The sequence below is a fragment of the Geobacillus sp. PLS 41 genome (assembly GCF_056494105.1).
The window spans coordinates 704,940-717,022 of record NZ_CM151395.1 but is presented as its reverse complement, the minus strand read 5'-3'; the positions used below and the strand labels follow the sequence as shown (position 1 = coordinate 717,022).

The window sequence follows — 12,083 nt, the reverse complement described above, 5'->3', positions numbered from 1 at the left end:
GGTTACAGCACCTTCTTCCCCGTTTTGGCTTCCAGTCGGATTTTTTCTTTTAATTTATGAATACCGTAGATGAGCGCTGCCGGGTTCGGCGGACAGCCTGGTATGTACACGTCCACCGGGACAATTTGGTCGACGCCTTTGACGACGCTGTACGATTTGACGTACGGGCCGCCGGCTGTCGCACACGAACCCATGGCGATGACCCATTTCGGTTCGGGCATTTGGTCATACAACCGGCGCAAGAGCGGCGCCATTTTTTTCGTCACCGTGCCCGAGACAATCATGACGTCCGCCTGCCGCGGCGAGGCGCGGAAAAACGAACCGAACCGGTCGAGGTCGTAATGGGCGCCGCCGACCGCCATCATCTCGATAGCGCAACAGGCAAGGCCGAACGTCAACGGCCAAAGCGAACTGCTTCGGGCCCATCCTTTCAACTGTTCCAACGTCGTCAAAAAGACGTTTCGCTTCACTTCTTCCATTTCGACGCCAGAAAAACCCTCCCATTTCACATCCATCGTAACACCTTCTTTTTCCAAGCATAGATAAGGCCAATGGCAAGCAAAACGATGAAAATGATCATTTCCACCAACGCGAACAAACCGAGTTGGTCATAGACAACAGCCCACGGGTACAAAAACACCGTCTCGATATCGAAAATGACAAACAGCAAGGCAAATAGGTAGTACCGAACTTGGAACTGAACGCGCGAGTCGTGAAAGGGATTGTTACCGCTTTCATACGTTGTCGCCTTTGCATCACTCGGCACGTGCGGCCGCAGCCACCGCCCGGCCGTGAGCGCCCCGATCGGCAGCAACACACCGAGGCAAAGGAAGACGAAGATGATCAAATAACTGTTTGCATAGATGTTGCTCAACCAGCTCGCCCCCTTCCGGTTTACTACATACGTATGGTGTTAATGATGAAATTTTTCAATAATTCCTTCGATTTCATTATAACATTTATATCCAGCCGTGTCAGCAAAACTTCAAGTTAACACTGTCAACACTGTATCCATTCATGTAAGCGCTTCATCTTTGTTGAAACGACGGAATGCGAGGAACGAAAAAAGAGAGAGCGTTTGCCTCTCTCCTTGACGGACGATTCTTCTGTTTTCATCAAAAAAAGCAGGGGAGTTTTCCCCTGCTTTTTACTTCATTTCCGCAACACTCAAACGGTTCATGGCGCGTTTTAACGCCAGTTCAGCCCGCTTGAAGTCGATGTCATCCTGCTGGCTTTGCAGGCGGCGCTCCGCCCGCTCTTTCGCCGCTTTGGCGCGGAGGACGTCAATGTCCTCCGCCCGTTCAGCAGCTTGAGCCAAAATCGTCACTTTGTCCGGGCGGACTTCCAAAAAGCCGCCGCTGACGGCAATGTATTGCGTTTTGCCGCCTTTTTTCAGCCGGGCCGCGCTGATCTCGAGCGGGGCGACAAGCGGAATGTGCCCCGGCAAAATGCCGAGCTCGCCGCTTTTCGCTTTGACGCTGACCATCTCAACATCGTCTTCGTACACCGGGCCATCAGGAGTAACGACGCTCACGTGGATCGTTTTCATTGTCCAATCCCCCTATCCCGGGTCACACTTCGACACCCATCGCTTTCGCTTTTTCAACGACTTCTTCAATGCGGCCGACTAAGCGGAACGCATCTTCCGGAAGATGGTCGTATTTGCCTTCCAAAATTTCTTTAAAGCCGCGCACTGTTTCTTTCACCGGCACGTAGGAGCCCGGTTGGCCCGTGAACTGCTCCGCCACGTGGAAGTTTTGCGACAAGAAGAACTGGATGCGGCGGGCGCGATGAACGACGAGTTTGTCTTCATCCGACAGTTCATCCATCCCCAAGATGGCGATGATGTCTTGCAATTCTTTATAACGTTGCAGCGTTTGCTGCACTTTGCGGGCGACTTGGTAGTGCTCCTCGCCGACGATTTCCGGCGCCAACGCACGCGATGTCGAAGCGAGCGGGTCAACGGCCGGATAAATCCCCATCTCCGCGAGCTTCCGCTCCAGGTTCGTCGTCGCATCCAAGTGCGAGAACGTCGTGGCCGGAGCCGGGTCCGTATAGTCGTCGGCCGGGACGTAAATCGCTTGAATCGAGGTGATCGATCCTTTCGCCGTCGACGTGATCCGCTCTTGCAATTGACCCATCTCCGTCGCCAATGTCGGTTGGTAACCAACGGCCGACGGCATGCGGCCTAACAGCGCCGACACTTCCGAACCGGCCTGCGTGAAACGGAAGATGTTATCGATAAAGAGCAACACGTCTTGGCCTTGTTCATCACGGAAGTATTCGGCCATCGTCAAGCCGGTCAAGGCGACGCGCATCCGCGCCCCCGGCGGCTCATTCATTTGTCCGAACACCATGGCCGTTTTGCTGATGACGCCGGAATCTTTCATCTCATGGTACAAGTCGTTTCCTTCGCGCGTCCGTTCGCCGACGCCAGCAAAGACGGAAATCCCGCCGTGCTCTTGGGCGATGTTGTGGATCAGCTCTTGAATCAAGACCGTTTTTCCTACGCCAGCGCCGCCGAACAAACCGATTTTTCCGCCTTTAATATACGGGGCAAGCAAGTCAACGACTTTAATCCCCGTTTCCAAAATTTCGACTTCCGTCGCCAATTCCTCGAATTTTGGCGCCGGACGGTGAATCGGGTCGCGGCGGGCGTCAGCCGGAATGTCGCCTTCCAAGTCGATCGGCTCGCCCAAGACGTTGAACACGCGGCCAAGCGTGACTTCGCCGACCGGCACCGAAATCGGTGCACCGGTATCGATGACTTCCATGCCGCGGATGAGGCCGTCTGTGGACGCCATCGCGATCGTCCGTACTGTATCATCGCCAAGGTGCAAGGCGACTTCCAATGTCAAGTCGATGTCGACTTCGTTTTCGTTGCGCGCTTTATGTTGAATTTTCAGGGCGTTGTAGATCGCCGGCAAGTGGCCGTTCTCAAACTTGACGTCTACAACCGGACCCATGACTTGGATAACGCGTCCTCTTGTCATCGTTTTCCCTCCTAACTTGCTAGTCCGCTATTGCAAGGCGTTTGCTCCGGCGACAATTTCCGTAATTTCTTGCGTAATCGCCGCTTGGCGAGCGCGGTTGTAGGAAAGCGTCAATGTGCGAATGAGCTCGTTCGCATTGTCCGTTGCGTTCTTCATCGCCGTCATGCGGGCGGCGTGTTCGCTTGCTTTTGCATCGAGCAATGCGCCGTAAATGAGGCTTTCCGCATACTGCGGCAATAAGACGTCCAAAATTTCTTCTTGCGACGGTTCAAATTCGTACACCGTGCGCTGCTTATTCTCCGCCAAGTCAGTGAGCGGCAGAAGCTTCCGTTCCGTCACCTCTTGCTGGATCGCGCTCACGTAATGGTTGTAATACATATACAGCTCGTCAAACGTACCGTCGGCGAATAACCCAACCGTTTTGCGGGCGATTTCTTTAATATCGGCAAACGACGGCTGGTCCGGCAAGCGGGTGATGTCGAGAATGACCGGCATGTTCCGCTTGCGGAAAAAGCTCAACCCGACGCGGCCGATGACGATGATCGCATATTCGTCCGGAGAAGCATGGCGTTTTTGGATCGTTTGGTACACGAGGCGCAGCACGTTGCTGTTGTACGCGCCAGCCAGACCGCGATCCGACGTGATCACGAGATACCCGGTCTTTTTCACCGGGCGCGAAACGAGCATCGGATGCGAAGCCCCCCGGCGCCAAGCGCCACATTAGCCACGACTTCTTGAATTTTCTCCATATATGGAACGAACGATTTCGCGTTTTGCTCCGCTCGGTTCAGCTTCGACGTCGAGACCATTTCCATCGCTTTTGTAATTTGGCTTGTCTTCTTCGTCGCATTGATGCGCGTTTTAATATCGCGTAACGATGCCAAAGGTTTCACCACCTTTTTGCTGCACGGGTTCTAACAGGCGTGAGGGGGCGATATGCCCCCGCCGGTCTTATTGTGAAACGACAAACGTTTTCTTGAACGCTTCGATCGCTTTATTGAGATCGTCTTCGTTCGGAAGATCTTTCGTCGTGCGGATGTGCTCAAGCAAGTGTTGGCCGTTTTGGTCGAGCCACAAGTAAAACTCTTTCTCGAAACGGCGCACATCTTCAACCGGAATGTCGTCCAAAAAGCCGCGCGTCAATGCATAGATGATCAACACTTGTTTTTCGACCGGAATCGGCTGATGCAAATCTTGCTTCAGCACTTCGACCGTGCGCGCCCCGCGGGCGAGCTTCGCCTGCGTCGCTTTATCGAGGTCGGAGCCGAATTGGGCGAACGCTTCGAGCTCACGGTAAGCGGCCAAGTCCAAACGAAGCGTCCCGGCTACTTTTTTCATCGCTTTGATTTGCGCTGCCCCACCGACGCGCGAAACGGACAACCCTGCGTTGATCGCTGGGCGGACGCCGGAGAAGAACAAGTCCGATTGCAAGAAAATTTGCCCGTCCGTAATCGAGATGACGTTCGTCGGAATGTACGCGGAAATGTCGCCCGCTTGCGTTTCGACGAACGGAAGCGCAGTCAACGAACCGCCGCCTTTGGCATCGCTCAATTTCGCTGCGCGCTCAAGCAGGCGGGAGTGCAAGTAGAAAATATCCCCCGGATACGCTTCACGGCCCGGCGGACGGCGAAGCAAGAGCGACAATTCACGGTATGCCGCGGCTTGTTTCGATAAATCGTCATAGACCACTAACACGTGTTGGCCTTTATACATGAAATACTCGCCCATCGCCACACCGGCATACGGCGCCAAGAACAAAAGCGGAGCCGGCTGCGACGCCGAAGCGGTGACGACGATCGTATAGTCGAGCGCGCCGTGTTTGCGGAGCGTTTCGACAACGGTGCGGACCGTCGATTCTTTTTGCCCGATGGCGACATAAATACAAATCATGTTTTGGTCTTTTTGGTTGATGATCGTGTCAATGGCGACGGACGTTTTCCCCGTTTGCCGGTCGCCGATGATGAGTTCGCGCTGGCCGCGGCCGATCGGCACGAGCGCGTCGATCGCTTTAATCCCGGTTTGCAGCGGCTCATGCACCGATCTCCGGTCCATAACGCCCGGCGCCGGGCTCTCGATCGGGCGCGTTTCCGTCGTTTCCACCGGCCCTAATCCGTCAACAGGCTGACCGAGTGGGTTGACGACGCGGCCGATGAGCGCTTCCCCAACGGGCACTTCCATGATCCGGCCCGTACGGCGCACTTCGTCCCCTTCTTTAATGCCGGTGTACGGTCCTAAAATAACGATACCGACGTTGTTTTCTTCCAAGTTCAACGCCATGCCCATCACGCCGTTGGCAAACTCGACGAGCTCGCCGGACATGACGTTATCGAGCCCATGAGCGCGCGCGATCCCGTCGCCGACTTGGATGACGGTGCCGACGTCGCTCACTTGGATTTGCGATTCATAGTTTTCAATCTGCTGCTTAATGAGCGCGCTGATTTCTTCCGCTCGAATGCTCATGCCTTTCACCCCTGTCTTCAAATGTTAGCCGATCAGCTGCCGCCGAATCCGTTCAAGCTGCCCGCTGACGCTGCCGTCGTAAATGCGGTTGCCGATGCGCAGCTTCACGCCGCCGATGAGTTCCGGATCAATGATATTTTCAATCTCAAGCGTCTGTTTGCCGACTTTTTGGGCAAAGACGTCGGAAAGCGCCCGCAGTTCTTCGTCCGTCAACGGCCGCGCCGAATAGGCGACCGCCTTGGCGATGCCACGCGCATCGTCGACTAGGGCGAGAAACTGTTCCGCCAGCTCGGGCACAAGGCCGAAGCGATGGCGCTCCAGAAGAAGGAGAAGCGTGTTTTGCACCGGGGTGGACACACCGGCGAACGCTTCGCGGATGAGCGCTTTTTTCTGATCCAAGGAAAGTTTCGGATACGAAAGAAGCGATAAAAACTCGCCGTTTTCCGCCAACGCCTGGCGCACGGCGCGAACATCTTCTTCGATTCGATCAAGCTGTCCTTGTTCGAGCGCGATTTGGAACAAAGCGGACGCGTACCGTTTGGCGATCACTTCTTGGTTCATCGCGCTCCTCCTGCCTCTTGAACGTCTTTGATGTACGCTTCGATCAGCTTGCGTTGATCTTGCTCGGTCAGCTCTTTTTCAATCACTTTTGAGGCGATCAAGACAGACAACGAGGCCACTTGTTCGCGGAGCGCGGCCATCGCCTGTTCTTTTTCACGCTCGATTTCTTTTTTCGCTACTTCTTTCACCCGTTCCGCTTCCGCACGGGCCGAGGCGACAATTTGTTCTTTCTGCTCTTCAGCCAGCTTGCGCGCGTTTTCAATGAGCGCTTGCGCTTCTTGGCGCGACTGCTTCATCAGTTCGCGCTGTTCTTCAAGAAGTTTTTCTGCTTCTTGACGGCGTTTTTCCGCCTGGTCGATTTCGTTCGCGATATGTTCTTCACGTTGTTTCATGATATTCATTAACGGCTGCCAAGCGAATTTGCGCAACAAGGCCAGCAAAATGATGAACATCAGCAATTGGTAAATAATCGTGCCGCCGCTGATGCCATGCGCCGCTTCGCCGAGCACCCATACGTTTGCCTTCCACAACACCGCGTTTCACTCCTTTCGACAGCTATCGCACCGACGCGATCTCGCAAAACCGCACATAAAGGAATGGCGAAGGTGGTCGTTGACACGAACTTCGCCATCACTTTCCATATCGATTTCTTATCGACCTAAGTAAATGAACGAGAAGACGACACCGATGATCGGAAGCGCCTCAACCAACGCGACCCCGATGAACATCGTCGTTTGCAAAACCGGACGCAATTCTGGTTGACGAGCAATCCCTTCGATGGTACGGCTGACGATCAACCCGTTGCCGATGCCGGCGCCTAACGCCCCCAAACCTACCGCAATCGCAGCTGCAAGTACACCCAAACTCATGTTGATAGATCCTCCTTCGCAATGTTTAAAGTAATGTTTCATTCAAGTCTTGCTCTAATGAAAAGGAATGCTCAATGGTCATGACTGACCTTATGAGCCATATAAACCATTGTTAACATCGTAAAAATGAACGCCTGAATCGTTCCGACAAAAATACTGAACGCTTGCCACACCATCATCGGGATGGCTGCGCCAACAGCGCCAAGCACACCGTAATGCGTGCCAAGGCTGGCGAGCAAGCCAAGCAAAATTTCCCCAGCGTAAATGTTCCCGAAAAGACGCAAACCGAGCGTCAGCGTGTTGGCAAACTCTTCGATGATTTTAAGCGGGAACAACCAGGCGACTGGACGGGTGTAATCGCGCAAATAGTCGGACGCCCCTTTCATTTTGACGCCATAGTAGTGGGTGAGGCCGACGACCATCACCGCCAGCGTCAACGTAACGGTCGCATCCGCGGTCGGCGATTTCCACCAAAGTTCACCGTTTACGTGGACGGAAAACGGCAGTCCAAGCATATTGGCCACAAACACATACATGATGAGCGTGACGCCCAGCGTCAAAAAGCGGCCGCCCGTTTGCCAATCCATCGTGCTGTTAATGATGCCTCTGACAAAGTCAAAGACCCACTCCATAAAGTTTTGCATCCCCGTCGGGCGCAGCTGAAGCGAGCGAGTAGCCGCAACAGCAATGATGAAAACGATCAAGCTCGTGATCGTAATCATCAACATATCAGATAAATTAAACGTAAGGCCTAAAAATTCGACAAGCGGCGCTTTATGCTCCATCCTCTCTCACCTCGCTTTCATACCTGCAGCTTGTCGTTTTTCCATTTGTGAAAGAAGAAATCTATTATAATGACAATGTAGGATGTCATTAATCCCAAAACGGTTGGCGCGATATGGAAATATTGCGGATACGTCAGAACAATGACAGCAGCCAACGCGGCAAGCGCCAAACGCGATAAGGTGCCTAATGTGCGCACTTTTTTGCGCGCCGCCACCGCTTGTCCGAATTTTTCGATTTTCCAGGTTAAGTTCCAAACCATGAGGAGGCTGATCGATGTGCCGAGAATCAAGCTGAGAAAAACGGTTTTATACGGCGTAAATCCAAAGCCGAGCGTATAGATGGCGAGCAAATACAATATGTACCTAACTTGCCGCAAAAACACCGTTTGAAGACTTCCCATTTTATTACTCCTCAGAGAAATATTGGCGGATCAAGCGCAACATGGCATACACGCCGGCCGCCAGTCCGAGCAAAAGGCCGACGATCAAAAAGATCGGCTCGGTGCCAAATCGATCATCGATCCATCTCCCGCCGAAAACGCCGACCAAAATCGAACCGACAAGTTGGGAGACGATGGCGGACATCAACGCCATGGCTTGAAACGGGTGGCGCTGTTTTGGGGACATGCCAACACACCCTTTAACATAATGAAAACCTTCTCAATCTACCCCTTGTAAAGGATACAATACGGCCTGGTCAATGTCAATGTGTTTCCACGTAAAACCTCATTCACATAGGGCAAATATTAATAATTTGTGACAATTTCTCATTTTCTTCTCACAATGATGATGTATAATGATATATTTTATTTTTAGCCTATTTTCCTTTTCATGATTCTATATAGATGCAATTTGAAGCTTTACCATTTGCAGTTTTTACCGAGTATTTGATCGACTGTCGGGCGACCGAACAACGCCGCTTCCAGACCCATATATGGGTCTGTGAAGCAGGCGGTTGTTCGGTCCTCCGTCACGCCAAGGCGTGACGGAGAAGCCTGTGGCTTTCCTCCGACAGTCGAAAAGGGGCAAACCGCTTTTCCGTCAAGGATATGTTAAACTTCTTCGTTGCATCTATATATATACTTGGCTTTGCAAACGGAGCGGTTTCTCAGCGCCATCTTTCTGCCGCGGCCTATTCGATGCAAGCGCTTAACTGACGCATGGGCAAGGCACCCTCTCCGCCGCTCGATGGAATGCGAACCCCGCGCGGCGCGGAGCGCCTTGCAACTGTTATTTTGTGCCAAACAGCCGGTCGCCGGCGTCGCCGAGACCAGGGACAATATAGCCGTGGTCGTTCAACCGCTCATCAAGGGCAGCGATGTAAATGTCCACATCCGGGTGGGCCGTTTCCACCGCTTTGACTCCTTCCGGCGCCGCGATCAGGCACATAAATTTAATGCTTTTCGCTCCCCGCTTTTTCAGCGCATCGATCGCCGCCACCGCTGATCCGCCGGTTGCGAGCATCGGGTCGACGATGATAAAATCGCGCTCTTCGACATCGCTCGGCAGCTTGACGTAATATTCGACCGGCTTTAATGTTTGGGGATCGCGGTACAAGCCGATATGGCCGACTTTCGCCGCCGGGATGAGCTTCAGGATGCCGTCAACCATGCCGATGCCGGCGCGCAAAATCGGAATGACGCCCAGTTTTTTGCCGGCGATCACTTTCGCTCTAGCTTTACTGACGGGGGTTTCGATCTCGACTTCCTCAAGCGGCAGATCGCGTGTAATTTCAAACGCCATCAACGTCGCCACTTCGTCGACAAGCTCGCGAAATTCTTTCGTGCCCGTATTCTTGTCGCGAATGTAGGTCAATTTATGCTGGATGAGCGGATGATCAAAGACGTACACTTTTCCCATGGGTCAACTCTCCTCTTCCGTATGTATGCGCTGCACTTCTATACATTCTACTGGAAAACGAGCGCCTATTCAACTGCCGAACGAACGGAAAAAAGGCGCACCGCCAAATCCGGAGGCGGTGCACCGTACGGTTTCGGACGAAGCGGCGGCGCTTAGTCTTGATAGAGCGGAAACTTTTCCGTCAAAGCGGCGACGCGTTGGCGCGCTTCCTCAAGCGCTTGTTCGCTGCCGACGTTTTTCAGCACAAGGCCGATGATGGCGGCGATTTCGTCCATCTCTTCCAATCCGAAGCCGCGCGTCGTGACCGCGGCCGTGCCGATGCGGATGCCGCTTGTGACAAACGGGCTTTCCGGATCGTACGGAATCGTGTTTTTGTTGACCGTAATCCCGACCTCATCGAGCACTTTCTCCGCCGTTTTCCCGGTCAGCTGCTGCGGGCGCAAATCGACAAGCAGCAAATGGTTGTCCGTGCCGCCGGAAATGAGGGTGAATCCTTCGTTTTGCAAGGCGGCTGCGAGCCGTTTGGCATTCTCCACGACGCGCTTCGCGTAGACTTTAAAGTCGTCTTGCAACGCTTCGCCGAGCGCGACGGCTTTGGCGGCAATGACATGCATGAGCGGGCCGCCTTGAATGCCAGGGAAAATGGCTTTGTCGATCTGTTTGGCGAACTGCTCCTGGCATAAAATCATCCCGCCGCGCGGACCGCGCAGCGTTTTGTGCGTCGTCGTCGTAACGAAATGGGCGTACGGCACTGGATTCGGATGAACACCTGCCGCAACAAGACCGGCAATATGGGCCATGTCAACCATTAAATAGGCGCCGACTTCATCGGCAATCTCGCGGAACTTGGCGAAGTCGATGATGCGCGGATAGGCGCTCGCGCCGGCGACGATCAACTTCGGCCGGTGAAGGCGCGCTTTTTCGCGCACGTCGTCATAGTCAATGACATGCGTTTCCGGATCGACGCCGTATTCGACAAAATTGTACTGAATGCCGCTGAAATTGACCGGGCTGCCGTGCGTCAAATGGCCGCCGTGCGACAAGTTCATGCCAAGCACCGTGTCGCCGTGCTCAAGAACGGTGAAATAAACGGCCATGTTCGCCTGCGCCCCGGAGTGCGGCTGGACGTTCACATGCTCCGCTCCAAACAACTGCTTCGCTCGCTCGCGCGCCAACTCTTCGACGATGTCGACATATTCACAACCGCCGTAGTAGCGGCGTCCCGGATAGCCTTCCGCATATTTGTTCGTCAGCACCGACCCTTGCGCTTCCATGACCGCGCGGCTGACAAAGTTTTCCGAGGCGATCAGTTCAATTTTCGCATGTTGCCGCTTCCGCTCTTGCTCAATAGCGGCGAACACTTGCGGATCTTGTTGTGGCAAGTAATTCATCAATAGCTCCCCCTTATGCGAAATCAGTGAATATTCGTTTTTATTTTATCAGCTTCAGCTAGGCAAATTCAAAGAAAAAATGAATGAAACCGCTAGAAAGAACAGGAATCATTCGGATTTTCCAACGAGTAGACCGCTCGGGCGCCGCCGATCAGCTTCGGCCGCGTTTTCGCCAGCGTCACGCACGCCGATCCAATGTGCTTCACCGAAACGCGCACGGGAACGGCAACCGGCTTCAAATGCATACCGATGAGCGTATGGCCGATGTCAATGCCGGCATCGGCGCGAATCGCCTCGACAACGACCGGGTCAGCGAACTTTCGATAGGCGTAGGCGGCCATCGCCCCACCCGCTTTCGGCACCGGAACGACCGAAACGATCTCCAGCCCGTGAGTTTTGGCGGTTTCCCGTTCGACAACAAGCGCCCGATTTAAATGTTCACAACATTGAAACGCGAGCGCAATGCCGGTTTCGCGCCGCCACGCGTCAAGCTCGGCAAACAGCATGGCGGCAACGTCCATCGATCCAGCCGTGCCGATCCGCTCGCCAAGCACCTCGCTCGTACTGCAGCCGATCACAACGACATCGCCGCGGCCAAGCGGAGCCTGTTTGCGAAACTCATGCAAGATGGCTTGCCATTGCTGCCGCCATTCGGTCAATCGTGCGTCCATGTCCTCTTCCCCTCCTTCGTTCGTTTTTATCCACGCTGCCGTTGACGAACACTGGCACTTTCGACGGTGATTCGTCAAAACCGGGTCCGGCTCCGGGGATGCCTGCGATACTCACGAATATGGAGTTTTCCTAGAAGGCTGATGAAAAAACAACCGTTTCCCCTGAATCGACAGTTCTCAAGTGAAGAGAACGAAACGCTTGCCGACTACAGCAGAAAAGCTGGGAACAGAGCCTTCTCAACAGGTTTTTATTGATTAATCAACACGCCTGACTTTTTGAACGCTCTCCCACCTACGCTCACGCTTAGAGGTGGGAGATTCTTGGGAACACCCGCCCTGCGGCAGGCTGTTCACCAAGCCATCCCCGTGCGTCCCACGGTTCAGCTGTCTTACCAAAACAGCAAAATTATATAAATGCAATTGAAAGCTTTTACATTCTTCGTTTTTACCGATCATTTCATCCGACTGTCGAGTGACCGAACAACACCGCTTA

14 protein-coding genes and 1 pseudogene are annotated in these 12,083 nt (G+C 53.7%); all 15 read right to left on the bottom strand.

All coding sequences use genetic code 11. From position 1 onward, the window contains the following. Window positions 1-2: 2 nt before the first annotated feature. Window positions 3-515 carry a NuoB/complex I 20 kDa subunit family protein gene (locus tag ACVX3G_RS03520; protein ID WP_011232822.1) on the bottom strand — a complete coding sequence of 171 codons (513 nt, stop codon included), beginning with the start codon at window positions 513-515 and terminating at the stop codon, window positions 3-5. After that, on the bottom strand, window positions 506-874 hold the full coding sequence (locus ACVX3G_RS03515) for an NADH-quinone oxidoreductase subunit A (protein ID WP_011232823.1): 369 nt from the start codon (window positions 872-874) through the stop codon (window positions 506-508). The genes ACVX3G_RS03520 and ACVX3G_RS03515 overlap by 10 nt, the downstream gene beginning before the upstream one ends. A 273-nt stretch (window positions 875-1,147) precedes the next feature. After that, entirely contained in the window at window positions 1,148-1,549 is a 402-nt protein-coding gene (locus ACVX3G_RS03510) for a F0F1 ATP synthase subunit epsilon (protein ID WP_011232824.1), read from the bottom strand. Between the two features lie 22 nt (window positions 1,550-1,571). Then, on the bottom strand, window positions 1,572-2,993 hold the full coding sequence (gene atpD, locus ACVX3G_RS03505; RefSeq protein WP_011232825.1) for a F0F1 ATP synthase subunit beta: 1,422 nt from the start codon (window positions 2,991-2,993) through the stop codon (window positions 1,572-1,574). 27 nt (window positions 2,994-3,020) lie between these two features. Further along, window positions 3,021-3,877, bottom strand: a pseudogene (atpG, locus tag ACVX3G_RS03500) (ATP synthase F1 subunit gamma). Window positions 3,878-3,944: 67 nt separating this feature from the next. Further along, window positions 3,945-5,453: a F0F1 ATP synthase subunit alpha gene (atpA, locus tag ACVX3G_RS03495; RefSeq protein ID WP_011232827.1), complete on the bottom strand. Its 1,509-nt coding sequence runs from the start codon at window positions 5,451-5,453 to the stop codon at window positions 3,945-3,947. Between the two features lie 24 nt (window positions 5,454-5,477). Continuing rightward, entirely contained in the window at window positions 5,478-6,014 is a 537-nt protein-coding gene (locus ACVX3G_RS03490; RefSeq protein ID WP_011232828.1) for a F0F1 ATP synthase subunit delta, read from the bottom strand. Continuing rightward, complete coding sequence (locus ACVX3G_RS03485) at window positions 6,011-6,544, bottom strand: F0F1 ATP synthase subunit B (protein WP_011232829.1); 534 nt, start codon at window positions 6,542-6,544, stop codon at window positions 6,011-6,013. The genes ACVX3G_RS03490 and ACVX3G_RS03485 overlap by 4 nt, the downstream gene beginning before the upstream one ends. Window positions 6,545-6,664: 120 nt before the next feature. After that, window positions 6,665-6,883 (bottom strand): F0F1 ATP synthase subunit C, encoded by a 219-nt coding sequence (gene atpE, locus ACVX3G_RS03480; RefSeq protein WP_011232830.1) that lies wholly within the window; start codon window positions 6,881-6,883, stop codon window positions 6,665-6,667. Window positions 6,884-6,954: 71 nt separating this feature from the next. Beyond that, window positions 6,955-7,668 (bottom strand): F0F1 ATP synthase subunit A, encoded by a 714-nt coding sequence (gene atpB / locus ACVX3G_RS03475; protein ID WP_011232831.1) that lies wholly within the window; start codon window positions 7,666-7,668, stop codon window positions 6,955-6,957. 17 nt (window positions 7,669-7,685) lie between these two features. Beyond that, window positions 7,686-8,069 (bottom strand): ATP synthase subunit I, encoded by a 384-nt coding sequence (locus tag ACVX3G_RS03470; protein ID WP_014196951.1) that lies wholly within the window; start codon window positions 8,067-8,069, stop codon window positions 7,686-7,688. A gap of 4 nt (window positions 8,070-8,073) precedes the next feature. Further along, window positions 8,074-8,295, bottom strand: a complete 222-nt coding sequence (locus ACVX3G_RS03465; RefSeq protein WP_011232833.1) for an AtpZ/AtpI family protein — start codon at window positions 8,293-8,295, stop codon at window positions 8,074-8,076. Between the two features lie 603 nt (window positions 8,296-8,898). Further along, complete coding sequence (gene upp, locus ACVX3G_RS03460) at window positions 8,899-9,528, bottom strand: uracil phosphoribosyltransferase (protein ID WP_011232835.1); 630 nt, start codon at window positions 9,526-9,528, stop codon at window positions 8,899-8,901. 152 nt (window positions 9,529-9,680) lie between these two features. After that, a complete protein-coding gene (gene glyA / locus ACVX3G_RS03455; RefSeq protein ID WP_014196952.1) occupies window positions 9,681-10,919 on the bottom strand; it encodes a serine hydroxymethyltransferase in 1,239 nt (412 codons plus the stop codon). Window positions 10,920-11,011: 92 nt separating this feature from the next. Next, window positions 11,012-11,590: a TIGR01440 family protein gene (locus ACVX3G_RS03450; protein ID WP_013524809.1), complete on the bottom strand. Its 579-nt coding sequence runs from the start codon at window positions 11,588-11,590 to the stop codon at window positions 11,012-11,014. Window positions 11,591-12,083: the final 493 nt, after the last annotated feature.

Bases quoted from the DNA above. Each gene is read 5' to 3' on its own strand.
- ACVX3G_RS03520 (WP_011232822.1), bottom strand. From the start codon at position 515: ATGGATGTGAAATGGGAGGGTTTTTCTGGCGTCGAAATGGAAGAAGTG.
- ACVX3G_RS03510 (WP_011232824.1), bottom strand. From the start codon at position 1,549: ATGAAAACGATCCACGTGAGCGTCGTTACTCCTGATGGCCCGGTGTAC.
- atpD (WP_011232825.1), bottom strand. From the start codon at position 2,993: ATGACAAGAGGACGCGTTATCCAAGTCATGGGTCCGGTTGTAGACGTC.
- atpA (WP_011232827.1), bottom strand. From the start codon at position 5,453: ATGAGCATTCGAGCGGAAGAAATCAGCGCGCTCATTAAGCAGCAGATT.
- ACVX3G_RS03490 (WP_011232828.1), bottom strand. From the start codon at position 6,014: ATGAACCAAGAAGTGATCGCCAAACGGTACGCGTCCGCTTTGTTCCAA.
- atpE (WP_011232830.1), bottom strand. From the start codon at position 6,883: ATGAGTTTGGGTGTACTTGCAGCTGCGATTGCGGTAGGTTTGGGGGCG.
- atpB (WP_011232831.1), bottom strand. From the start codon at position 7,668: ATGGAGCATAAAGCGCCGCTTGTCGAATTTTTAGGCCTTACGTTTAAT.
- ACVX3G_RS03470 (WP_014196951.1), bottom strand. From the start codon at position 8,069: ATGGGAAGTCTTCAAACGGTGTTTTTGCGGCAAGTTAGGTACATATTG.
- ACVX3G_RS03465 (WP_011232833.1), bottom strand. From the start codon at position 8,295: ATGTCCCCAAAACAGCGCCACCCGTTTCAAGCCATGGCGTTGATGTCC.
- upp (WP_011232835.1), bottom strand. From the start codon at position 9,528: ATGGGAAAAGTGTACGTCTTTGATCATCCGCTCATCCAGCATAAATTG.
- glyA (WP_014196952.1), bottom strand. From the start codon at position 10,919: ATGAATTACTTGCCACAACAAGATCCGCAAGTGTTCGCCGCTATTGAG.
- ACVX3G_RS03450 (WP_013524809.1), bottom strand. From the start codon at position 11,590: ATGGACGCACGATTGACCGAATGGCGGCAGCAATGGCAAGCCATCTTG.